The following is a 24,203-nucleotide window of genomic DNA, read 5'->3' as shown; positions in this document are numbered from 1 at the left end:
GGGTGTCGACGATCCCGCGGCTTAGGGAACGCGCTTCAGCCAGGCGTCCGTCGCGAACTTCGACTCGACGAGGGCCTCGGCCTCGGCGTACTCCTCGTCCGAGATCGTGCCGGGAACCGCGCCGTAGCGCTTCGAGAACACCTCGATGAACCGCTCGATGATCGCGTCGCGCGGCAGACCCGTCTGGCTGCGCAGCGGATCGACGCGCTTGGCGGCCGAGACGGTGCCCTTGTCGCTGAGCTTCTCGCGGCCGATGCGCAGCACCTCGGTGAGCACCTGCCCGTCCATGTCGTACGACAGGGTGGCGTGGTGGAGCACCCCGCCGTTGGCGAGACGCTTCTGCGCGGCGCCGCCGATCTTGCCCGCAGGCGAGGCGATGTCGTTGAGCGGCTGGTACGTCGCCTCGATGCCGAGCGAGCGGAGGGCCTCGAGCACCCAATCGTCGAGGAAGGCGTACGAGTCGGCGAAGGTCAGCCCGGCGACGAGGGATGCCGGCACGTACAGCGAGTACGTCACGATCGAGTTCGCCGCCATCATCATCGCGCCGCCGCCGGAGATGCGGCGCACGACGTCGAAGCCGTGCTTCGCGGCACCCTCGGGGTCGACCTCGTTGCGGTACGACTGGAACGACCCGATAACGACGGCCGATTCGTTCCACTCCCAGATGCGCAGGGTGGGGTTGCGGCGGCCGTCGCCGACGCGGGTGGTGAGGACCTCGTCGAGCGCGAGGTTCATGCTCGGCGACACGGCGCGGTCGTGGACGACCTCCCAGTCGAACTCGCGCCAGCCCGGGGCGGTGATCATCGCGCGGCGAACCGCGGTGCCGACCGACTCGGGAGTGAAGCCGAGCAGTTGCGCGCCGTCGGGCAGCGCCGAACGCACGGCGGCCGCGATGGTGGCGACATCCGATTCCTCGGGCAGGCCCGTCACGGCCGCGTCGATGTCGGCGAGCGCGTCGTCGGGCTCGAGGAAGAAGTCGCCCGCCAGGTGGAAATCGGCGATGCGGCCGTCGCGCACCTCGAGGTCGACGACGACCAGCTTTCCTCCGGGGACCTTGTATTCGCCGTGCATGCGTCCAGCCTAGGACCGGGCGGAGGATCGGTCGCCCGATGGATGCCGTTACACCTCGCGACGGACGACGGCGCGGGCCCCGCTCGGAAGAGTGGATGACATGAACCCCACCATCGACTCCGCCCCCGTCCTCGAAGCCCGCGGGCTCGTGAAGCGCTACGGGCCGCTCACCGCGCTCGACCGCGTGGACCTGACCGTCCGCGCCGGCGAGGCCGTCGCGATCATGGGCGCATCGGGGTCGGGAAAGACGACGCTCCTGCACTGCCTCGCCGCGATCATCGCGCCCGATGCCGGCTCCGTCCGCCTCACCGCTCCCGGTACGGCGCCGCGCGAGCTCGTCGGGATGCCCGATGCCGACCGGTCCGCGGTCCGGCGCAGCAGCCTCGGCTTCGTCTTCCAGGACCACCTGCTGCTTCCCGAGCTCACCGCCGTCGAGAACGCCGCGCTGCCGCTGCTTCTCGTGGGCACGGCCCGCGCGGCCGCCGAGGCCCACGCCGCGGCGTGGCTGGGCGCGCTGGGACTCGCGGGCATGGAGAACCGTCGCATCGGCGAGCTCTCGGGCGGACAGGCGCAGCGCGTCGCCATCGCCCGGGCTCAGGTGACCGGCGCTCCCGTCGTGTTCGCCGACGAGCCGACCGGAGCCCTCGACTCCACCACCTCGGCGGAGGTGCTCGACGCGCTGCTGCACGCCACGACCGGTCAGGGACGCAGCCTCGTCGTCGTCACGCACGACGCGGAGGTCGCGCGCCGCTGCGACCGCGTCCTCCGGATGCGCGACGGGCGCATCGTCGACTCGTCTGCCGGCCCCGCGCGTGCGGGCGCGGCCGCCACCGGGGCGACCCGATGAGCGCCGTCGTCGCGACCGGTTCGCTCCCGCAGCCTCCCGCTCCGCTCGCGCACGCCTCCGAGGCGCCGGGCGGCATCGGCCGCGTCGCAGCTCTGACGATCCTGCTCGCCCGGCCGGCGCGGCAGGGGTCGGCGGCGATCGTCCTGCCGCTGACGGCGTTCGCCGTGACGACGATGCTCATGCTGATCGTCGCGGGCGGCACGCGCATGTTCCTCACCGACCCGCGTGCGGGCGAGATGGCCTTCCTCTACGGCGTGCTCAGCGTCCTGGCGCTCATCCTCCTCGCCGTCCCGACGGCGACCCTCGGGGCTGCCGCCGCCCGCCTGTCGAGCCGCCGCCGCAACGACCGCCTCTCGACGCTGCGGCTCCTCGGGGCCACGAACACGGAGGTCGGAGCGATGGCGGTGGGCGAGGCATCCGTCGTCGCGTTCGCCGGTGCCGTCGTCGGCGCCGCCGCCTACGGCGTCGCGTTGCCCCTGGTCGGGCTGCTCCCCTTCTTCGGCGGGCCCGTCGGCGCCGCCGCGGTGTGGGCGGGGTGGCCGATCGTCCTCGTCGTCGTCATCGGGGTCGGTCTCATCGCCACCGTGAGCGCGGCGGCGAGCCTGCGTCGCGTGCGGCTGACCCCTCTCGGCGTGCGCCGCCGCACCGAGGCGCCGCCGCGACGCACCCGGACCCTCGTGATCTCCGCGATCGCGATCGTCGCCGTCGGCACCATCGTGGCCCAGTTCAGCAGCGTCAGCGCAGTCCTGGCCCCCGCTGCGTCGATCGTGGTGCTGCTGGCCCTGTTCGCCGGCGCCCTCGCGCTGGTCAACCTCATCGGGACTCCGATCGTCGCGGCGCGCGGACGATCGATGGCGCGCCGAGCCCGGACGGCTGCTCAGCTCATCGCCGGCCGCGAGCTCGCTGCACACGCCCCCACCGCGTGGCGCCGCGTGTCGAGCATCGCGATGATCTCGTTCATCGCGGTCGTCGGCGGCAGCGGAATGGCGCTGACCGAGATCGCCGGCGACGAGCCCGGGATGACGCTGTTCGCCGACATCCGCACCGGCGTCCTCGTCACGCTGGGCGCGGGCTTCATCCTGCTCGCCGCCTCGGTGGGCGTCAGTCAGGCGGCGTCGGTGCTCGACGACCGCGAGCTCATCGTGGGCCTCGACCGTCTCGGCATGGAACCCGCCGAGCTCGCCCGGGCACGTCGCATCACCGTGATGCTGCCCCTGCGCTGGGCGGCCGCCGGCGGGGCCGTCGTCGGGGTGGCGCTGGCCCTCCCGATCGTGGGGATCAGCCTGGTCGTGGCGCCGCTCACGATGGCCGTCATCGCGGCGACCTTCGTCGCGGGCTTCGGCGCGGTCGCGCTGGCGCTCCTCGCGTCGCGCCCGCTCGTCACGGCGATCCTGCGCGGCCCCGCCCGGTGACCCCGACGCTCGCTTCCCCGGCTCAGCCCCGCGGGAAGCGAGCGTCGAGCCACGCGAGCAGATCGGCCTGCACGTCGCCCCGCACCGCCTCGTTGAAGATCTCGTGGCGGGCACCCGGGTACACGAGTGTGGTCACGTCCGTCAGACCCGAACGCGTGCGGTATGCGTCGGCGAGACGGTGGACGCTCCGCGGGCCGCCGACGGTGTCGTCGCGCCCGACCATGAGCAGGACCGGGACGTCGACCCCGAGGTCGCGACGCGGCCGGCCGATGAGCTTGAGCGTCTCGACGGGGCCGAACAGTCGGGGCAGCGCTGTCGTCGTGGTCAGTGGGTCGTCGAGGAAGCTCTGCTGCACGGCGACATCCGTGCTCAGCCACTCGACGCCGTTCGCGCCGGGCGCCTTCCACGGCGCGTTCAGGTCGCCGGAGTTGAGCGATCCGGGCCAGCGCAGCGCCGACCCCGAGAGCACGAGTCCGGCGTAGGCGTCCGGCCGGTCGTCGAAGAGCATCTGCGCGAGGAACGATCCCCACGAGTGGCCGAGGAGCACGATGGGCGCCCCGGGATGGTCGCGCTCGATGATGCGGGTCAGCTCGGCGCACGCGTCGCGCGCGGCGTGCAGTCCGCCCCGGCCGAGCTTGCCGAGCTTGCTCGGGTCACCGTGCTGCCGGATGCCGGTGCGTCCATGGCCGCGGTGGTCGTCGGCGTAGACGGTGAAGCCGGCGGCGGTGAGCACCTCGGCCAGCTCGGCGTAACGGCCCGCGTGCTCGCCGACGCCGTGCAGCAGCTGCACGACCGCCCGCTGCGCACCCTGCGCGGGATGGATGTCGTAGACGATCGCGACCCCGTGCGCGTCGGTGAACTCGGGCATGCGGCGAGTCTACGTTTTCGGCCGTCGCATTCCGGACACCACAGACCGTTAGCAAGACTAATGAGCTAAGCTAAACATCACAGATGAGCACCTCCTCCCCCGCCTCCGCCCCGCCGTCCGCCATCGATCTCGCGCACGACGCGACCGACCTCCGCATGGCGACCTTCCGCCTCGCACGGCGACTCCGCGCGCAGCGCGCCGTCGATTCGATGAGCGACGGGCAGTACGCCGTGCTCGCGAACCTGCACGTGCACGGTCCGCACACGCTCGGCGAGCTGGCGGACCGCGAGCGCGTATCGGCGCCGTCGATGAACCGCACCGTCAACCACCTCGAAGAGCTCGGCTACCTGACACGGACGCCCGACGACGGCGACCGTCGCAAGGTCAACATCGCCCTCACCGACGAGGGCCGCACCGTCGTGATCGAGACGACCCGCCGTCGCGACTCCTGGCTCGAGCACGCGCTGGAAGAGCTCGAACCGGCCGACCGTGAGACTCTGGCCGCCGCCGCCGTCATCATGCGGGCGGTGGCCGACCGATGAGCTCTGCGATGTTCCGCTCCTTCTCGGTGTTCAACTACCGGGTGTGGTTCTTCGGCGCCCTCGTGTCGAACGTCGGCGCGTGGATGCAGGCCACGGCGCTGAGCTGGGTCGTCCTCACCGGCCTCACCGACAACGACGCGGGAGCGATGGGCGTCACGATGGCGCTGCAGTTCGCGCCGCCGCTCCTGCTCGTCGGCGTCACCGGGTGGGTCGCCGACCGTTTCGACCGGCGCCGTCTGCTCGTGGTCACGCAGAGCTCGCTCATGCTCGTCGGGCTGATCATCGGCACGCTCCTGCTCACGGGTGTCATGACGCTTCCGCTCATGTACGTCTTCGCGTTCACGCTCGGCATGATCTCGGCCTTCGACAATCCGGCACGTCAGGCGTTCGTCTCCGACATCGTCGCGCGCGAGATCGCGGCCAACGCCGTCGCGCTCAACGCGGCATCCTTCAACGGTGCGCGCATGATCGGCCCCGCAGCTGCGGGCATCGTCATCGTCGCGGTCGGCACCGGCTGGGTCTTCTTCATCAACGCGGCGACGTTCCTCGCGATGATCGTCGCGCTCTTCCTCATCCGGCCGGGCGAGCTCATCCCGCGCGTGACCTCGCCGGGCGCGGCTCGCCTCGCCGACGGCTTCCGGTACGTTCGCGGGCGCCCCGACCTCATGGTCACTTTCGCGATGGTGTTCCTCCTCGGCGCCTTCGGCATGAACTTCCCGATCTTCGCGTCGACGATGGCGATCGAGTTCGGGCGCGACGCCGACGGGTACGGCCTCCTCAGCTCGATCCTGGCGATCGGGTCCCTCGCCGGCGCCCTGATGGCGGCCCGTCGTGAGCGGGCGCGCATCCGCGTCGTGATCCTCGGCGCGGGACTCTTCGCCGTGGCCGCCGCGGTGTCGGCCTTCATGCCGGATTACTGGCTGTACGCGGTGACGCTGATGTTCACGGGCTTCGCGGTCGTGACCACCCTGACCACGGCCAACGGCTACGTGCAGACGACGACCGACCCGGCCCTGCGCGGCCGTGTGCTCGCGCTGTACATGGCGATCCTCATGGGCGGCACCCCCATCGGCGCCCCGATCGTCGGATGGGTCGCCGACCAGTTCGGGCCGCGCGCGGCCATCGGTCTCGGTGCCGTCGCCGCCCTGGTCGCGTTCGGCGTCGGGGTGACATGGATGCTCGTCTCCGGACGCGTCCACCGCTCGAGCTCGCGCCGGTTCGCGCTCTCGCTCGACGAGACGCGCCCGATCTCGGTCGTCGCGCCCGAGGAGTTCAGCGACGAGGTCGCCGGAACGACGCCCATCCCGCTGCCCGACGCAGCCGCCGAGCGCCCCCACCGCATGCGCTGAGGCCCCGCCGGCGCCGATCCGCGCCCGAACCCGATACATCCGTCGGACGGGTGGGGCTGGTGAGCGTTCGCGCCGCGTCACCAGCCCCACCCGTCTCTCCGGTCCTGCAGATGTATCAGGGCATCACGTCCGAGCGGGCCGCCTCAGCACATCCGGGCGAAGTAGGGCACGTCGTAGGTGGCGTGGTAGCCGACTCCGTCGAGCCACTGATACGCCGTCACGGTCGCCGATCCGGGCACGAGCGAGTCACGGCCCGCGTCGAAGAGCCGGTACGCCGCGTCGCCCGCGGCGACCTTCTGCTGCGCGTGCTCACCGCCGACCGCGGCCAGCCGCACGTCGATCGCACCCTCAGCCTCGTTCGCGGCGTGGACCGCGACGTGCACCGCCCCGTTCACGCACTGCGACCGCGCGCTCACGCGCAGCGGCACCGGCTGCCCCGCTCGCACCGTAGCCGTCGCCGACGGCTGTGACGGTGCCGCCTGGCCGAAGGTTCCCGCGGGGGTGACGGTCGCGGTCCACTCCCCCGGCGGCACCGCCGCGAACCGCGCGGAGCGAGCCTCGGCCCCGACCTGCTGGGCGACGGTCTCACCCGCCGCCGAGCGGAGCGTGACGGCGAAGCCGGTGGCCGGGGCGCCGGGATCCGTCGTCGCCCACGTGACGTTGACGCCGGCCGAGTCGACCCCGATGCCGGGAGCCGCCACGGGCGCGGGGGCGGGCCGCAGCGGCACACCGGCGAAGTCCATGCCGGAGGCGAGGTGGAACCCGGTGTAGCTCGGCTGGTTGTAGGTCGTCTGCTGACGGGCGACCTCGGCGCGGTACTGCGGATCGTGCATGAGCGTATACAGCTTGTGCTCGGTCACCTCGGTCGAGACGTACAGCCGCAGCGCCGACGAGTCCGCCGTCCGTACGACCAGCTCTTCGCGCCAGTCGCCCAGCACGTCGGCGACGAGGCCGGGGTTTCCCTTCGTGCCGTTGTTGGCGAGGGCTCCGGATGCCGTCAGCACGGTGCCGCGCGCCCAGTCGTCGATCGTCGGGGCGACGTCGCCGCTGCCGTTCACGATCTGCGTCGTGAGATCGCCGGCCCAGCGAATCGAGGCGTTCGTGCCGGGAGTCGCCGCCGAGAGCACCTCGCCCTGGGCGGTCAGCAGGCCCGAGGCATCCGTCCCGCCGGGCATGCTCGACCAGACCTCCATGCCGGGGACGTCGGGGCGGACGTCGCCGATCATCCCGCGCCCGGTGTCGCGACCCGAGTAGGCGCCGAAGACGACCTCGCCGGTGGCCGCATCCCGCAGCGCCGTGCCGTAGGGCGCATACGCTCCGCCCTCGTGCACGGTGAAGATCTCGAGGCCCGGGCGCGACGGGTCGATGTCGGCGACGTGCATCGCGTCGCCGTGACCGAGACGCGCCATCTCTCCCGGGGTCGCCGATCCCTCGGGCATCTCGGCGAACGAGCTGTAGAGGAGGCTTCCGTCGTCATCCAGCGTCGCCGATCCGTAGACGATCTCGTGGCGGCCGTCGCCGTCGACATCCGCCGCCGAGAGGCTGTGGAAGCCCTGCGTCGTGATCGTGCCGTACACGGGGTCGGTGCCGTCGACCCCGTGCGGGCCGTCGTTGAACGGGTTGGTCATCGGCGCGTGCCCGCTGTCGACGAACCAGCGCTTGACGAGGTTCTCGCCGTCCCAGTCGTAGGTCGCGATCGTCGTGCGCGTGTAGTAGCCGCGGGCGAAGACCGCCGACGGACGCTCGCCGTCGAGGTAGGCGACGCCCGCCAGGAACCGGTCGACCCGGTTTCCGGGCTCGATGCGCGACATCGCGTAGTCGCCCCACAGCAGGCCGTCATCGCCGCGGTCCGGCTCGTAGCGCACGGTCTGCAGCTCGGCTCCGCTCTCGCCGTCGAAGACGGTGAGGTACTCGGGCCCGTCGAGGATGAAGCCCTCGAAGTTCCGCAGAGCGTTGCGGGCGCTTCGGCTCGGCGCGTACACGTCGATGAAGTGATCGACGAGGGCGCGGGCGTCGGCATCCGACAGCGGGTAGTCGTAGCGCGGCTCGATGCCGAAGGCCTCCTCGAGCGTGGCCGGCCACCGGCCCGACACGACCTCGTCGCGCGTGGACCACCCGCGGAACACCTCGACGAGGTGATCGGCGTAGTCGGCGGCGCTCATGCGGTAGTCGTCGGTGTGGGCGTAGCCCGCGGCGACATCCTCGCCCGGCATCGTGATGTACTGCTCCGACGCCACCGAGCCGTCGTCGGCGTAGGTGATCGACTTCGTCCCCGGCGCGGTCTTGAGCATCGTCTCCGACCGTCCGTCGCCGTCGAAGTCGTAGACGAGGAACTGCGTGTAATGCGCGCCGGCCCGGATGTTGGGACCGAGGTCGAGCCGGTTCAGCAGGCGTCCCTCGAGGCTGTAGGTGTCGATGTAGACCCCGCCGGTGTACCCGACCTGCGAGACGTCTTTGGAGTTCGAGGGGTCCCACTTCACGACGAATTCGTAGCGCCCGTCGCCGTCGACGTCGCCGACCGAGACGTCGTTCGCCGAGTAGGTGTACTCCTCGCCTGCCGGAGTCACCCCGCCTTCGGGCCGCTGCAGCGCGATGTCGAGGAAGCCGTCTTGCATCGGGATCGCGGCGTCGCTCGCCGCCGTCTCGACGCCCGCCGTGACCGGCGCCACGCGGTAGACGGATGCCGCCGTGCCGGCGTCGTCGCGGTAGTTCGTGCTGTCGGTGACGGTGGCGATCGGCGCGTCATCGCGGTAGACGACGAAGTCGGTGCCGGTGAGGCCGGTCTCGCCGGCACCGCTGGCCTCGCCCGCGAGGAGGCGCCAGCTGAGGAAGACGCCCTCGCTCGTCGGCACCGCGACGAGGCCCCGGTCGAGGGTCTCGAGCCGGGGCACGGGGGCGGCCGGTGGCTCCTGCGCGCCCGCGGCCGGGAGCGTCGCGACGCCTCCGGCGGTGAGGGTCGCGGCGGCGAGCGTTCCCGCGGTGAGGCCCGCGAGCAGCGTGGAGCGGAGTCTGTTCTTCATCGAATGGATCCCATCGGAATACGCTTTCCTGGATTCCGACGAGCCTAGGCGACGACGCTCCTCGCCCCGATGAGTTCTCTCTCATCCCCCGCATCCCTCGCGGCTCACAACGCGGCGGGCGCCACCTCGAACACCAGGGATGCGGGGGCGTAGCCGGGGGCGGAGGCCGTGACGGCGACCGTGCCGGTACCGGAGGGCTTCACCACCGCGAGCAGCCGGCCGTCGAACGTCGTGAAGACGGGACCGGCGAACGACTCCTCGCTGTCGGTACGCCCCGACCCGATGCCCGCCAGCACTCCGGCGCCGGCCACCTCGACCGTCACCGGAACGTCGCGGGCGCAGACCACGACTCCGTCGTCGTCCTCGAGCGTCACCGCGACGAATGCGAGACCGTCGTGGTGCACGGCGGCGTCTTCCAGACGTGCGACCAGCGAGGCCGGGCCCGCGCTGACGAGAGCGTGCCGCCCGATCTCGGCACCGCCGCGGCGAGCCACGGCGACGAGGCGGCCCGGGCGGTACCGGGTCTCGAAGCGAGCGAGGAACGCCTTCTCGCGGCCGACCGGCTCGGCGCCCACGCTCTCGTCGTCGACGAACAGCTCGACCTCGTCGGCATCCGCGTAGACGTCCACGGTCACGGGGGCACCGGATGCCGCATCCCACGACCACGACGACACCGTGTCGGTCCACGACCACGGCGTCGTCGCCGTCGGCCGCCCGTGATGCTGCGGGCGGTGCACGGCGATGTAGGGGTCGCGGCGCAGCCCGTAGACGATCTCGCGGTAGTACGAGATCGGCCGGCGGAGCCCGGTGATGTCGAGGTCGCCGCAGCCGGCCAGCCGGTAGGGATAGGGACCGGCCGTGCCGGTGGGCGTGTAGCCGGGCTCGTCGGTGTAGTCGACGCGACCGATGCCGGCCTCGCCGAGGTAGTCCCAGCCCGTCCACGTGAAGTCGCCGATGACGTGCGGCAGCTCGCGCACGAGCTCCCACATCACGTCGATGCGCTCGGGGAAGGTCTCGGAACCGACGATGATGCGATTCGGATGGTCGAGGGCGTCCTGCCGGTAGCGCGAGTCGGCGTAGTTGAACCCGACCACGTCGAGCACCGCTGCCGACTCCTCGATCGACGCGCTCACGAGCGGCGAGGCGTTCATGAGCCCCATCTGCTCACCCATCCCCGCCATCATCGTGTTGGCGTCGGGCATCTGCTCGCGGGCTTCGGCCATGCGGTCGAGGTTCGCGATGATGCCGTTGATCCCGTTCGTGACGAATCGCGTCGGGTCGAGCTCTCGCACCTGCTCGGCGAGCCGCCGGCTCCAGGTCGCGCCCAGCGGCGTGGCGAGCTCGAGGATCTCGTTGCCGATCGAGTACATCACGACGCTCGGGTGGTTGCGGTCCTTCGCGACGAGCGAGGCGATGTCGTCGCGCCAGTGCTCGGCGAACGTGATCGTCGCGTCGAACGGGGCCTTCGGGCGCGTCCAGGCGTCGGTCAGCTCGTCCATGACGAGCATCCCGTGCCGGTCGCATGCCGCGAGCATCGCGCGACTCATCGGATTGTGTGCGCTGCGCAGCGCGGTGAAACCCGCCCGCTTGAGCAGCCGGACGCGCCGGTCCTCGGCGGCGGGCTCGGTGGCCGCTCCGAGCATGCCGTTGTCGTGGTGAACGCAAGCGCCGCGCAGGTCGATCGAGCGCCCGTTCAGACGGAGGCCGTGGCGCGGATCGAGCTGGAGCGAGCGGATGCCGAAGTCGGTGACATCCTCGTCGAGCAGCGCGCCGTCGGCGGAGGCGAGCGTGCTGCGCACCCGGTACAGGTCGGGCGTCTCGACATCCCAGCGCATCGGCGCCTCGACCGTCACCCGCGCCCGGGCCACGGCGCGCTCGCCCGGCAGGACCGTGACGGGCGAATGCGCACTCGCGACCACCGTTCCGTCGGGCGCCGCGACCTGCCAGCTCACCCGGGTCGTCACGGTGTGCCGCGTCGTGTTCGCGACCTCCGTCGCGACGGCGACGACCGCGCGCTCGTCGTCGATGTCGGGTGTCTCGACCCGCACGCCGTCGAGCGGGATGTGCACGGGATCGGCCACGACGAGATGCACCGGGCGGTAGATCCCCGCCCCGGAGTACCAGCGCGAATCGCGATGCGCCCGCGCCTCGACGCTGATGCGGTTGACGGCGCCGAACTCGAGGAAGGGGTCGAGCACGACCGAGAACCCGGCGTAGCCGCCCGCCTGATGCGCGGCGAACGCGCCGTTCACGAACACGACGGCGTCGCGGTAGACGCCCTCGAACTCGAGGACGACGGTGCGCGAACGCCAGTCGCCGGGCACGTCGAGCAACCGCGCGTACTCGAAGACGCCGCCCGGGGTGTATCCGGTGTGCACGCCCTGCGGTTCGTCGGGCGAGCGTGGCAGATCGCGCACCGCATCGTGCGGCAGGGTCACGGCGACGGGACCCGGCCCGTCGGCCGGGGTCTCGAACGGACCGAGCTTGGGGCCGACCGTCCACCCGTCGTGCAGCGGGACGCGGATCACGACGACGGCTCTTCTCGGGTTCGGGGCGACCACTCGATGTCGACGAAGCTCGCGAACATGGCCTGCAGCTCCGCGGCCATGTCCAGCGCGTCGCGGTCGAGCAGCCACTGCACCTGCAGGCCGTCCATGAGGGCCACGGCCATGATCGCCGCGCGACGAGGCGTCATCCCGTGCCGGAGGCGCCCCTCGTCGCGCAGGACCCGGAACGACCGTTCGATGTTGCCGCGGGTGTACTCGTACCGACGGACGAAGTAGCCGTGCGCCGGATGATCGGATGCCGTCGCCTCGGCCGACAGCGTCGTGTAGAGCTCGACGACGCCAGGCGTCGAGGCGTTGTGCGAGGCGAGTTCGATGAGCCCGCGGAGGACATCGGTGCCGTCCTCCGACTCGATGGGCACCAGTGCGCGGGCGCGGGCGTCGCGCTCCTCGAGCACGGCCTCGAGCAGGGCGCTCTTGTTGCGGAAGTGGTGCAGCAGCCCGGCCTCGCTCATGCCCACGCGCGTCGCGATGTCACGGAGCGATCCCGCACGGTAGCCGGACTGCGAGAACACCTCGAGAGCGGCATCCAGGATCGCCTGGCGGGTGGCCTCGGTCTTCGCGTACGTGCCTCGCCGTCGACGGCGCTCGGGCGCCGTCGTGTCGGTCGTCGTCATCATCGTCCATCTGTCCGTCGTCGCCCTCGTCGGCGAACGGAGGCCAGTCTGCCCGCTCGGATAACGAAAACCTAGCGATCGATAGAAATTCGTCTCAAAAATCTAGTCACCGCTCGGATTTGGTGCTAGCGTCCAGCGCCAGGGCGATCCACCGGGGTATCGCCTCTCCCGAGAAAAAGGACCAAAGATGTTCCGATGGAAGGCCACAGCAGCCCTCACGGTCGTCGCCGCACTCGCCCTGGCGGGGTGCGCGGGGACCGACGACGGATCCGGCGGTGACAGCGGTCGCGCCGACCGGCTCACCCTCACGGCGATCGCCGCTCCCACGAGTTACGACATCGGCCAGGGCGCGGAATGGGGCAACCGCAGCCCCTTCTTCCAGGCCGTGTTCGACACCCTCCTGTCGAAGGACTCTTCCGGTGAGACGCAGCCGTGGCTCGCCACCGAGTGGTCGTACAACGACGACAACACGGTGCTGACCCTGACGCTCCGCGAGGGCGTGAAGTTCACCGACGGCACCGACCTCGACGCCGCGGCGGTCGTCGCGAGCCTCGAGCACTTCCGCGACGGCACCGCCCCGCAGGCTGCGACCCTCGCCGGCAAGGAGTTCGCCGCCGTCGACGCGACGACGGTGACGATCACGCAGCAGGCGCCCGACCCCTCGCTGATCAACCTGCTCTCGATCGCCCCGGGCCTGATCCAGGCCCCGTCGACGTTCGACGACCCCGACTCCGCGACCGACCCCATCGGCTCGGGCGCGTACATCCTCGACACCGCCTCGTCGGTCACCGGGACCACGTACAACTACACCGCGAACCCCGACTACTGGAACGCGGACGCCGTCAAGTACGACAACCTCACGATCAACGTCCTCGAGGACGTCACCGCCACCGTCAACGCGATCCGCGCGGGCGAGGCGAACGGCGCGAAGATCGCCGACAACAACACGATCTCCGAGGTCGAAGGCGCCGGCTGGACGATCGAGTCGAACGAGCTCGACTTCCAGGGTCTGCTGCTGCTGGACCGCGCCGGCACGATGGCCCCCGAGCTCGCCGACGTCAAGGTCCGCCAGGCGATCAACATGGCCTTCGACCGCGAGGCGCTGCTGGCGTCGCTGCAGAGCGGATACGGCACCGTCACCGAGCAGGTGTTCCCCGAGACCTCCGTCGCGTACGACGCCGCGCTCGACAGCACCTACCCGTACGACCCGGATGCCGCGAAGGACCTCCTCGCCGAGGCGGGCTACCCCGACGGGTTCACGCTCAACATGATGTCGACCCCGGCCTTCCAGACCACCTTCGACCTCGTCGCCCAGCAGCTGTCCGACATCGGGATCACCGTCAACTACACCGACCCCGGCACCGGCAACTTCATCACCGACATGCTGGCGCCGAAGTACCCCGCGACCTGGATGGCGCTGGAGCAGAACCCCGACTGGCAGCTGATCAACTTCATGGTCGGCCCCGACGCGACGTTCAACCCCTTCAAGTACCAGGACCCGACGGTCGACGGCTACATCGAGACCGTGCAGTTCGGCACCCCGGACGAGTCGGACCAGGCTCTCAAGGACCTCAACAAGTACCTCGTCGACCAGGCGTGGTTCGCGCCGTTCTTCCGGGTGCAGGGCACGTTCGCGACCGACGCGAACACGAACCTCGAGTTCTGGCCCACCAACGCCTACCCGTCGATCTTCGACTTCTCGCCGAAGAACTGATCAGACTCCCTCGGACCGGGCGACTCTCCAGCGCCCGGTCCGAGGGTTCCACCTTCGGGAAGGCATCATGCTCACATTCATCCTGCGCCGCCTGCTCTCGGGCGTCGTGCTGATCGCGGTGATCTCGTTCCTCGCGTTCGTCCTGCTGTACGCCGGCGGCGGCGACATCGCCCGCCGCATCCTCGGCGAGAACGCGACCGCCGAGACCGTCGCGAAGAAGACCGAGGAGCTCGGTCTGAACCGCCCGCTGCTCGTCCAGTACGGCGACTGGGTCGCCTCCGCACTGACCGGCAACCTCGGACGCAGCTGGTTCACCGGCGAACTCGTCTCGGTGAGCGTCAGCGGGCGCCTCGCCGTCACCCTCTCGCTGGTGCTGGGCGCGACGATCGTCTCCGCCGTCCTCGCCGTCGTCCTCGGCGTTCTCGCGGCACGCCGCGGCGGCATCGTCGACGGGGCCGTGCAGTTCCTCTCGCTCGTCGGCTTCGCCGTGCCGGGCTTCCTCATCGCCCTGCTCCTCGTGCTCGTCTTCGCCATCAACCTCGGATGGTTCAAGGCGACCGGTTACGTGCCCATCACCACGTCACCGACGGGCTGGCTCGCCTCGGTAACCCTGCCCGTGGTCGCCCTCTCGCTGGGGGCGATCGCGACGGTCGCCGCTCAGGTGCGCGGCTCGGTCATCGACGCGATGTCGCGCGACTACGTCCGCACCCTCCGCTCGCGGGGCCTCGGCATGCGCTCGGTCATCTACAAGCACGTCCTGCGCAACGCGGGCGGCCCGGCGCTGGCCGTCCTGGCCGTGCAGTTCGTCGGTCTTCTCGGCGGCGCGGTCGTCGTCGAGCAGATCTTCGCCATCCCCGGCATGGGCCAGCTGAGCGTCCGCTCCACCACCCTCGGCGACGTCCCCGTCGTCATGGGCCTCGTGATCGCGTTCGCGATCATCGTCGTCATCGTGAACCTCCTGATCGACCTCGCCCAGGCCGCTCTGAACCCGAAGGTGAGACTGTCATGACCGCCGTCGACGTCCCTCCCGCCGTCCCCATCGCCCCCGTGCGGGTGAGTCTGTTCCGCCGGCTGCTGAAGAAGCCCCTCGGAGTCGTCTCGGCGCTGTTCCTGCTGCTGGTCGCCGTCGTCGCGGTCATCGGCCCGGTGATCGCGCCGCAGGACCCGAACTTCGCCGACATCCGCAGCATCCTCGCCCCGCCGAGCGCCGCGCACCTCCTCGGCACCGACGGGAGCGGCCGCGACGTGCTGTCGCGCCTGCTCGCAGCCACCCAGACGAGCGTCGCCGCCGCTCTCATCGCGGTCGTCGTGGCCGTCGTGCTCGGCGTCGTCAGCGGACTCATCGCCGGTTACTACCAGGGCTGGTTCAACACCGTCGCCACCTGGGTGACCGAGCTGAACATGGCCCTGCCCGGCATCGTGGTGCTGCTCGCGGCACGCGCCGTGCTCGGCCCGTCGGTGTGGATCTCGATGCTGATCTTCGGCATCCTGCTCGCCCCGGCGTTCTTCCGACTCGTGTACGCCGCCGTCACCGCGGTGCGCGGCGAGCTGTACGTGGATGCCGCCCGGGTCTCGGGGCTCGGCGACGGCCGCATCATCGGACGCCACGTGCTCGCGGTGGTGCGGGCGCCGATCATCATCCAGGGCGCGATCATCTCCGGCATCGCCCTGGCCATCCAGTCGGGCCTGGAGTTCCTCGGCCTCGGCGACGTCAACGTCCCGACGTGGGGATCGATGCTGACCGACGGCTTCAAGAACATCTACAAGACGCCCGTCCTGATGATCTGGCCCTCGCTCGCGATCGCCCTGACCTGCATCGCTCTCACTCTCCTGGCCAACGTCATGCGCGACGAGCTCGAGCGCACCGTCACCGTCCGGCGCAAGCGCCGCCGTGCGGTGACCACCGCCACCGGCTCGGTCGCCGCCGTCACCACCTCGGTGTCGACCGGCGGCGGTGAGCCCATCGAAGACCTCGACGAGCTGCCCGTCGTCGAGGGCTCCGACGTCATCGTCCATCCCGAGGACGCACGCAGCAAGGCGACCGAGCGCGTGCTGCAGATCCGCGACCTGCGCGTCGGCTACGACCAGCCCGACGGCTCGCACATCGAGGTGGTGCACGGCGTCTCGCTCGACATCCGCCGGGGCGAGGTGCACGGACTGATCGGCGAATCCGGCTCGGGCAAGACGCAGACCGCCTTCGGCGTGCTGGGCCTCCTCCCCCGCGGCGGCCGGGTGACCGGCGGCTCGATCACCTACGAGGGCACCGAGCTCGCCGACGCCTCCGACCGGGTGTACGCGGGAGTGCGCGGCAAGCGCATCGGCTACATCCCGCAGGAGCCGATGAGCAACCTCGACCCCGCCTTCACGATCGGAAGCCAGCTCGTCGAGCCGCTGCGCGCGACGCTCGGGCTGTCGAAGAAGGAGGCGACCGAGCGATCGCTCGACCTGCTCGCCCGCGTCGGGATCCCGCAGCCGAAGCGGACGTTCGATGCCTACCCGTTCGAGGTCTCGGGCGGCATGGCGCAGCGCGTGCTGATCGCCGGCGCGGTCTCGACCGATCCCGACCTCATCGTCGCCGACGAGCCGACGACCGCCCTCGACGTCACCGTGCAGGCCGAGGTGCTCGACCTGCTCCGCGACCTCCAGGCCGAGCGTCACATGGCGATGCTGCTCGTGACGCACAACTTCGGCGTCGTCGCAGACCTGTGCGACCGCGTCACCGTGATGCAGAACGGCCGCTTCGTCGAGCAGGGCCCCGTGCGCTCGATCTTCCGCGACGCACGTCATCCGTACACCCGAGCGCTGCTGGACGCGATCCTCGACGAGGGTCCCGCCCGCCCGGCGCTGGTCACGAAGGGAGCGAGCGCATGACCGCTCCGCTGCTCGAGGTCTCCGACCTCGTCGTCGAGTACCCCGGCAAGGGATTCCGCGCCGAGCCGTTCCGCGCCCTCAAGGGGGTCTCGCTCGACATCCTGCCGGGCGAGACCGTGGGCCTCGTGGGCGAATCCGGCTCGGGCAAGACCACGCTCGGGCGCGCGGCGCTCGGCCTGGCACCCGTCACCGAGGGCTCGATCATCTTCGACGGCCGCGACATCTCGCACCTGACCCGGCGCGAACGGCGCCCCCTCAGCGCCGACATCCAGGTCGTCTTCCAAGATCCGTACTCGTCGCTGAACCCGTCGATGACGATCGAGCAGATCCTGACCGAGCCCCTCACCGCGGCCGGTGTCGGCGCTCGTGAGGCCCGCGACCGGGTGCGCGAGCTGCTCGACCAGGTCGGCCTGCCCGGCGATGCGCGCAGTCGCCTCCCCCGCGAGTTCTCGGGGGGCCAGCGTCAGCGCGTCGCGATCGCGCGCGCGCTCGCGCTGCGTCCGCGCCTGATCGTGTGCGACGAGCCGGTCTCAGCGCTCGACCTGTCGACGCAGGCGCGCGTGCTCGACCTGTTCATCGAGATCCAGGAGCGCACCGGCGTGGCCTACCTGTTCGTCACGCACGACCTGGCCGTCGTCCGCCATGTCAGCCACCGCGTCGCGGTGATGTACCGCGGCGAGATCGTCGAGTCGGGCGACGCCGACCAGGTCACCTCCCGGCCGGAGCACCCGTACACGCAGCGCCTGTTCATGGCGGCCCCCGTGCCCGACCCCGACCGGCAGGAGGAGCGCCGCGCCGCCCGACGCGCGTTCCTCGCGTCCGAGGCCGCGCGCGGCGCAGCCTGAACGGATGCCGGGGCTCCCGTTCCGGCGCCCCGGCATCCACCCCCTCACCCCCTCTCGCTTGGAGTTCCCGTGACCGCGTCCACCGACCACCTCCGTCCCCTGCTCGACCAGCTCACCCTCGAGGACAAGGCCGCCCTCGTCCAGGGCGCCGACTTCTGGACGACGGTGCCGCTGCCGGCGATCGGGCTGCGGGCGATGACCCTCTCGGACGGACCCGCGGGTGTGCGCGGCCCCCGCTGGGACGAACGCGATCCCTCGCTGAACCTGCCCTCGGGCTCCGCGCTGGCGGCATCGTGGGACGCCGACCTCGCCTACCGCTACGGCGCCGCCTCGGCATCCGAGGCCCGCCGCAAGGGCGTCGACGTCGTGCTCGGACCCACCATCAACCTGCACCGCACCCCGCTCGGCGGACGGCACTTCGAGTGCCTGTCGGAGGACCCCGAGCTCACCGGCGAGCTCGGCGCCGCCTACGTGCGCGGCCTGCAGGACAACGGGGTCGCCGCGACGCCCAAGCACTACGTCGCCAACGACTCCGAGACCGACCGCTTCACCGTCGACGTGCAGGTGGACGAGCGCACCCTGCGCGAGCTCTACCTCGCCCCCTTCGAACGGACGGTCACGGATGCCGGCGCCTGGGCCCTCATGAGCTCGTACAACTCCGTCGACGGCGTCACGATGACCGAGAACGCCCTCCTCGAGACGCCGCTGAACACCGAGTGGGGCTTCGACGGCGTCGTCATCAGCGACTGGACCGCGGTGCGATCCCTCGGCGCCGTGCCCGCGGCACAGGACCTCGCCATGCCGGGACCGGCGCCGGCGTACGCCGACCTCGTCGCCGCCGTGCGCGACGGGCGCGTCGACGAGACCGACCTCGACCGCAAGGTGCTGCGCATCCTGCTGCTCGCCGAGCGGGTCGGTGCCCTGGGCGACGGCGCGCCGAGCGAGACGGCCCCGGTCGACGGCGTCGCGTTCGCGCGGGAGGCGGCGGTCGCCGGAACCGTGCTGCTGCGCAACGACGGCCTCCTGCCCCTCGACGCCACGCCGCTTCGCCGCGTCGCGGTCGTCGGCCAGAACGCCCGCGACGCCCGGACGCAGGGTGGCGGGTCGGCGACGGTCGTGCCCGCGCGGGTGGTGTCGCCGCTCGACGCTCTGCGCGAAGCCCTGCCCGGTGCCGAGGTGCGCTTCGAGATCGGCGCCGTCGTGCAGGAGGGCGTCGCCGAGCTGCCGCTGTCGCAGCTGACGAACCCCGTGACCGGAGAGCCCGGCATGCGCGTGAGCTTCCTCGACGCCGCCGGCGGCGAGATCTTCGCCGAGGACCGCCGCTCGACCGCCCTCGTGTGGTTCGGCGGCGACGCCCCCATCGGCGAGAGCGCGACGATCGTCTACGAGACACGGCTCACCCCGGCCGAGTCCGGCGAGATCGAGCTCGGCTTCGCCGGGGCGAACCCGGGCCGCCTCTTCGTCGACGGCGAGCTGCGTCTCGACGACGCCCCCGTGCTGACGGGCACCGACCTCGGCGCCGCGTTCCTCAACCCGCCTTCGCTCACCGCGCCGGTGACCGTGACGGCCGGTACGCCCGTCGACATCCGGGTGGAGTTCGCGCGGGCGGGGGACGGCGCGATCGCCGGCGCGTTCTCCGCCACCCTCGGCATCGCCCCCGAGCGCACCGATCCCGACGAGCTGATCGCCCGCGCGGTCGACGCCGCCGCCGCGGCCGAGATCGCGGTCGTCGTCGTGGGCACGAACTCCAAGGTCGAGTCCGAGGGCTACGACCGGACAGACCTCGACCTCCCCGGCCGCCAGGACGACCTCGTGCGGGCCGTCGCCGCGACGGGAACCCCGACGATCGTCATCGTCAACGCGGGATCCCCCGTCGTGCTGCCGTGGGCCGGCGACGTCGCCGCGGTGCTGCAGGGCTACTTCGGCGGCCAGGAGTTCGGCCACGCCCTCGCCGACATCCTCACCGGCGCCGCGGAGCCCGGCGGCCGCCTCCCCACGACCTGGCCCGCCGCACTGGCCGACGTCCCGGTCACCGAGGTGACCCCCTCGGACGGCGTGCTGCGCTACGCCGAGGGCATCCACGTCGGCTACCGGGCCTGGCTGCGAGACGACGTCGAGCCCGCTTTCGTCTTCGGACACGGGCTCGGCTATACGACCTGGCGATGGGATGCCGCGCAGCGCCACGGCGACACGCTCACGGTCACGCTCACCAACACCGGTGATCGCGCCGGCAAGCAGGTCGTGCAGGTCTACGCCGAGCGGCCCGGCTCCGCCGTCGACCGCCCGGTGCGGTGGCTCGTCGGATTCGCCGTCGTGCGCGCCGAGGCCGGACAGACGGTGTCGGTCGACATCGCGGTCGACCCGCGTCGCCTCGCGCACTGGGACGGCGCCTGGGTCGTCGAGCCCGGCGCCTATACCCTGCACACGGGAGCATCGGTGGCCGAGCTCCCGCTCACCGCCGAGTGGGAGGTTCCCGCATGACCACTGAGCCGACGACCGAGCTGACCGGCGTCCTGCACGGGCGGGCCGACGATCGCCTGACCGAGGTGGTGACCGAGCTCGAGGGGCTGCTCACCGCCGATCCCGACCTGTCGTTCCAGGTCGCGGCGATCCACCGCGGCCGCACGGTGCTCGACGCGTGGGGCGGTCCGCACCTGAACGGCGAGTCCGTCATCGTGCCGTACTCGGTCACCAAGAACACGATCGGGCTCTCCGTCGGCCTGCTCCTCGAACGCGGCGAGATCGACCTCGATGAGCGCGTCGCGCACTACTGGCCCGAGTTCGCCGCGAAGGGCAAGGGGGCCGTGACCGTCCGTCAGCTGCTGTCACATCAGGCCGGCCTCCCCCAGACCGACGATCCCCTCACGTGGGACGAGCTGCTCGACCACCACGCCGCCGCCGCGCGGCTGGCCGACGCGACGCCGTTCTGGCACCCCGGCAGCGCCTTCGGCTACCACGCCCTCACGATCGGCAGCCTCGGCGACGAGCTCGTGTACCGCGTGACCGGCCGCACGCTCCACGAGTTCTACGAGACCGAGATCCGCGCGCCGCACGCGATCGACTTCCATCTCGGGCTCCCCGCCGACCTCGAGCACCGCCGCGTCGATGTTCTGCCGATGATCCGGCCCGTCTCCGACACGGCCGAACGACCCTCGTCCGCGCTCGGGCCACGGGTGTTCGCGCCCCCGGCGGGCGGCCTCGACCTCGCCAACTCCCCGCGCAGCTGGCGCTACGGGCATCCGGCCGGCAGCGGTACCGGGTCGGCCCGCGGGCTGGCGCGCCTGTTCGCGGCCATGGTCACCGGGGTCGACGGTGCCGCACCGGTGCTCGGCGCCGACACGGTCGCCGCGATCGGCCAGCAGCAGGTCCGCGGCTACGACGAAGTGCTCCACCAGCACGACCGCGCACACGCCATCGTCTTCCAGAAACCCTCGCAGCAGCTCGCGTTCGGCGGCCCGCGCGCGTTCGGGCACGACGGAGCCGCCGGCGCGCTCGCGTGCGTGGACCCCGAGACGGGGCTCGCCTTCGCCTGGACGATCGCCCGCGGCCCCTGGCCCGGCGGCGCCGATCCGCGCGCCGTGGCGCTGGCCGCTCGGCTCGGCCGCATCCTGGGCGACGCATGACCGCCGCGATCGCGACGCTGCGTGCCGAGCTGCGCGACGACACCGCTTTTGTCGCCACCCCGACACCGCGGCTGAGCTGGACCGTCCGGACGGACGAGTCCGACTGGATGCAGCGACGCGCCGAGATCGACGACGGTTCGGGTGCGGTCGCCCTCGAGCACGACGAGAGCGCGCTCGTGACGTGGCCGTTCGCCCCGCTCGCGCCCGGGGAGGCGAGGCGCGTGCGCATCCGCGTCGAGGGCGCCTCGGGCACGATGACCCCCTGGAGCGACGACCTCGTCGTCACCGCGGCCTTCCTCGCCGACGACGAGTGGGTCGCCGAGCCCGTCGGGTTGGCCGCCCCGCAGCGTCCCGCCCAGCCCACCGTCGTCCGCACCCGGTTCCGGCCGCCCCGGCCCGTCGCCCGCGCGATCCTCTTCTGGACGGCGCTCGGGTCGGCAGAGCCCGAGATCAACGGCGTCGCCGTCTCGGACGAGGTGCTCGCCCCGGGCTGGACCGCCTACCGCGATCGTCTCGTGCACGAGACCGTCGATGTCACCGATCTCGTCCGCGACGGCGAGAACGAGCTGACCGCGACCCTCGCGGGCGCCTGGTACACCGAGAAGTACGGCTTCTTCGCGTTCGCCGATCGGCTGTACGGCGACCAGCCGTCGTTCCTCGCGCAGCTGCGGGTGACCTACGACGACGGCTCCGCCGAGACCCTCGCCGCGACCGGCGCGGGATGGGAGGCCGCGGGCGACGGACCCGTCGTCGACTCCGGCATCTACGCGGGCGAGCACCAGGATCTCGCACGCACGGCGACCGCGTTCTCGCCGGCGCGGGTCGGCGCGTCGGCACGTCCCGGTTACGAGAACGTGCCGACGCCGGAGGCTCGCATCGCCCCGCCCGTTCGCCGCACCCAGGCGCTTGCGGTGTCCGAGGTGCTCACCACGCCGTCGGGCGGGCGCATCCTCGACTTCGGCCAGAACCTCGTCGGGCGGCTGCGGCTGCGCGTGCGCGGCCGGGCCGGTCAGCGCGTCGTCATCCGCCACGCCGAGGTGCTCGAGGACGGCGAGCTGGCGCTGCGTCCGTTGCGCAACGCAGCGGCGACGGCGACGTTCGACCTCTCGGGCGGCGACGACGTCCTCGAGTCGCGCTTCACCTTCTACGGGTTCCGGTACGCCGAGATCACCGGTGCCGACGTCGACCCCGCCGACATCGAAGCCGTCGTCCTGCACACCGACATGACCCGCACCGGATGGTTCGCCGCGTCCGACCCGCTGATCGACCGGCTGCACGAGAACGTCGTGTGGGGCATGCGGGGCAACTTCCTCTCGATCCCCACCGACTGTCCGCAGCGCGACGAGCGTCTGGGCTGGACCGGCGACCTGCAGGTCTTCGCGCCGACGGCATCCTTCCTCTACGACTGCGCCGGCTTCCTGACGTCGTGGCTGCGCGACCTCGCTCACGAGCAGCGCCGCAGCGGCGGCTCGGTGCCCGTCGTCGTCCCCGCTGCCCTCACGGGCTTCGGGGCGTTCGGGGTGAGCCCCGCCGCGTGGGGCGACGCCGCGACGGTCGTGCCCACCGTGATGCACGAGCGCTTCGGCGATCGCGACGTCGTCGCCGCGCAGTACGCGAGCATGCGCTCGTGGGTCGACGCGGTGGCCGCCGACGCCGGCGACAGCGGGCTGTGGGCCGGACGCATGCAGCTGGGCGACTGGCTCGACCCCGCCGCTCCCCCCGACAAGCCGGGCCAGGCGAAGGTGGACTCCGACATCGTCGCGAGCGCGTACTTCGCCCGCTCGCTGCGGCAGGTCGCCGATGCCGCCGGGCTGCTCGGGTTCGACGCGGACGCCGCTCACTACGGAGCCCTCGCGGAGCGCAGCCGGAAGGCCTTCGTCGCGGAGTACGTCACCCCCGCCGGCCGGATGGTCAGCGATGCCCCGACCGCCTACGCCCTGGCGCTCGAGTTCGACCTCGTCGTCGACCCGCCGGTGCGCGCGGCCCTCGCCTCCCGGCTGGCCGACCTCGTCCGCGAGGGCGGCTACCGCATCGGCACCGGATTCGTCGGCACGCCGCTGGTGGCGGACGCCCTCGCCGAGGGAGGACGGCTGGATGCCGCGGAGCGCCTCCTCACGCAGACGGAGTGCCCGTCGTGGCTGTACCCGGTCACGCAGGGCGCGACGACCGTCTGGGAACGCTGGGACTCACTGCTGCCCGACGGAAGCGTGAACCCGGGCGAGATGACGTCGTTCAACCACTACGCCCTCGGCGCGGTCGCCGACTGGCTGCACCGCACGGTCGCGGGGCTCGCCCCGGCAGCCCCGGGCTATCGGCGGATCCGGATCGCTCCCCGCCCGCTGCGCTCGCTCGACCACGCCTCGGCGCGCCACCTCACGCCGTACGGCGAGGCGAGCGTGGCCTGGCGCCGCGACGGCGGGGAGATCGTCGTGACGGCGACCGTGCCGCCGAGCACCCGCGCCGACGTCGACCTGCCAGGGCTGCGCGGCCTGAGCGCCGAGGTCGGTTCGGGAACGCACGAGTGGCGTTTCGCAGCTGAGAGCGCGCCGGCGCTCCCGCCGCTCGACGGCCTGAGCGCTTCGCTCGCCGACGTGATCGACGACCCGCGGGCGTACGGCGCGCTGCTCGGCGCGCTCGAGCAGCACGCCCCCGACCGGGTGCCGGCCGTCCGCGACGAGACCCGCTGGGGCGCCGGCCGCACGGTGAGCTCGGTCCTCATGTTCAGCCCGCCCGACCTCCTCAGGGCGGTCGACTCCGCCATCCGCGAGGCCACCGCGCGCTGAGCAGCGCGCCGTACGCCCGCGGGTCGTCGATCACGTCGGCGAGCGAAGCGCTCAGGCCGTCGAGCGGCGGGAGCGCC

The 24,203-nt window shown here is 71.9% G+C and carries 16 protein-coding genes; 11 read left to right on the top strand and 5 right to left on the bottom strand.

The window, feature by feature from the left end; all coding sequences use genetic code 11:
• Positions 1-21: 21 nt before the first annotated feature.
• Entirely contained in the window at positions 22-1,071 is a 1,050-nt protein-coding gene (locus tag CBF90_RS14740) for a biotin/lipoate A/B protein ligase family protein (RefSeq protein ID WP_088380961.1), read from the bottom strand.
• Positions 1,072-1,171: 100 nt separating this feature from the next.
• Between CBF90_RS14740 and CBF90_RS14735 the strand changes: the two genes are divergently transcribed.
• Positions 1,172-1,918: an ABC transporter ATP-binding protein gene (locus tag CBF90_RS14735; protein WP_023952554.1), complete on the top strand. Its 747-nt coding sequence runs from the start codon at positions 1,172-1,174 to the stop codon at positions 1,916-1,918.
• Positions 1,915-3,330 (top strand): FtsX-like permease family protein, encoded by a 1,416-nt coding sequence (locus tag CBF90_RS14730; RefSeq protein ID WP_088380960.1) that lies wholly within the window; start codon positions 1,915-1,917, stop codon positions 3,328-3,330. The genes CBF90_RS14735 and CBF90_RS14730 overlap by 4 nt, the downstream gene beginning before the upstream one ends.
• Before the next feature lie 22 nt (positions 3,331-3,352).
• Here the strand turns inward: CBF90_RS14730 and CBF90_RS14725 are convergent, their stop codons facing one another.
• Complete coding sequence (locus CBF90_RS14725; RefSeq protein WP_023952556.1) at positions 3,353-4,198, bottom strand: alpha/beta fold hydrolase; 846 nt, start codon at positions 4,196-4,198, stop codon at positions 3,353-3,355.
• Positions 4,199-4,281: 83 nt separating this feature from the next.
• Between CBF90_RS14725 and CBF90_RS14720 the strand changes: the two genes are divergently transcribed.
• Together CBF90_RS14720 and CBF90_RS14715 are read left to right on the top strand one after the other, a co-directional pair.
• Positions 4,282-4,740, top strand: coding sequence for a MarR family winged helix-turn-helix transcriptional regulator (locus CBF90_RS14720; RefSeq protein ID WP_023952558.1), 459 nt, complete (start codon positions 4,282-4,284; stop codon positions 4,738-4,740).
• Between the two features lie 8 nt (positions 4,741-4,748).
• Complete coding sequence (locus CBF90_RS14715; RefSeq protein WP_233494904.1) at positions 4,749-6,089, top strand: MFS transporter; 1,341 nt, start codon at positions 4,749-4,751, stop codon at positions 6,087-6,089.
• 143 nt (positions 6,090-6,232) lie between these two features.
• On the opposite strand, the gene CBF90_RS14710 is transcribed toward CBF90_RS14715, so the two are convergent.
• The 3 genes from CBF90_RS14710 to CBF90_RS14700 all read right to left on the bottom strand — a co-directional run bounded on the left by CBF90_RS14710 (position 6,233) and on the right by CBF90_RS14700 (position 12,293).
• A complete protein-coding gene (locus CBF90_RS14710) occupies positions 6,233-9,109 on the bottom strand; it encodes a rhamnogalacturonan lyase (RefSeq protein ID WP_197690592.1) in 2,877 nt (958 codons plus the stop codon).
• Positions 9,110-9,213: 104 nt separating this feature from the next.
• Positions 9,214-11,637, bottom strand: a complete 2,424-nt coding sequence (locus tag CBF90_RS14705) for a glycoside hydrolase family 2 TIM barrel-domain containing protein (RefSeq protein ID WP_088380959.1) — start codon at positions 11,635-11,637, stop codon at positions 9,214-9,216.
• Positions 11,634-12,293 (bottom strand): TetR/AcrR family transcriptional regulator, encoded by a 660-nt coding sequence (locus CBF90_RS14700; RefSeq protein ID WP_023952562.1) that lies wholly within the window; start codon positions 12,291-12,293, stop codon positions 11,634-11,636. The genes CBF90_RS14705 and CBF90_RS14700 overlap by 4 nt, the downstream gene beginning before the upstream one ends.
• A 184-nt stretch (positions 12,294-12,477) precedes the next feature.
• On the opposite strand from CBF90_RS14700, the gene CBF90_RS14695 reads away from it, so the two are divergent.
• The 7 genes from CBF90_RS14695 to CBF90_RS14665 all read left to right on the top strand — a co-directional run bounded on the left by CBF90_RS14695 (position 12,478) and on the right by CBF90_RS14665 (position 24,126).
• Positions 12,478-14,004, top strand: coding sequence for an ABC transporter substrate-binding protein (locus tag CBF90_RS14695; RefSeq protein ID WP_064956267.1), 1,527 nt, complete (start codon positions 12,478-12,480; stop codon positions 14,002-14,004).
• 67 nt (positions 14,005-14,071) lie between these two features.
• Positions 14,072-15,013 carry an ABC transporter permease gene (locus CBF90_RS14690; protein WP_023952564.1) on the top strand — a complete coding sequence of 314 codons (942 nt, stop codon included), beginning with the start codon at positions 14,072-14,074 and terminating at the stop codon, positions 15,011-15,013.
• Positions 15,010-16,875, top strand: coding sequence for a dipeptide/oligopeptide/nickel ABC transporter permease/ATP-binding protein (locus CBF90_RS14685; protein ID WP_023952565.1), 1,866 nt, complete (start codon positions 15,010-15,012; stop codon positions 16,873-16,875). The genes CBF90_RS14690 and CBF90_RS14685 overlap by 4 nt, the downstream gene beginning before the upstream one ends.
• Positions 16,872-17,720, top strand: coding sequence for an ATP-binding cassette domain-containing protein (locus CBF90_RS14680; RefSeq protein WP_064956269.1), 849 nt, complete (start codon positions 16,872-16,874; stop codon positions 17,718-17,720). The genes CBF90_RS14685 and CBF90_RS14680 overlap by 4 nt, the downstream gene beginning before the upstream one ends.
• A gap of 195 nt (positions 17,721-17,915) precedes the next feature.
• Complete coding sequence (locus tag CBF90_RS14675; RefSeq protein ID WP_242435696.1) at positions 17,916-20,201, top strand: glycoside hydrolase family 3 protein; 2,286 nt, start codon at positions 17,916-17,918, stop codon at positions 20,199-20,201.
• The gene (locus CBF90_RS14670; protein ID WP_088380957.1) at positions 20,198-21,343 is read left to right on the top strand and encodes a serine hydrolase domain-containing protein; all 1,146 of its coding nucleotides are present in this window, start codon (positions 20,198-20,200) and stop codon (positions 21,341-21,343) included. The genes CBF90_RS14675 and CBF90_RS14670 overlap by 4 nt, the downstream gene beginning before the upstream one ends.
• Complete coding sequence (locus tag CBF90_RS14665) at positions 21,340-24,126, top strand: alpha-L-rhamnosidase (RefSeq protein ID WP_088380956.1); 2,787 nt, start codon at positions 21,340-21,342, stop codon at positions 24,124-24,126. The genes CBF90_RS14670 and CBF90_RS14665 overlap by 4 nt, the downstream gene beginning before the upstream one ends.
• Positions 24,127-24,203 lie beyond the last annotated feature (77 nt).

It is taken from the genome of Microbacterium sp. AISO3 (genome assembly GCF_002204305.1).
Classification (GTDB): domain Bacteria; phylum Actinomycetota; class Actinomycetes; order Actinomycetales; family Microbacteriaceae; genus Microbacterium; species Microbacterium arborescens.
This window is presented reverse-complemented; position numbering and strand designations above follow the sequence as displayed.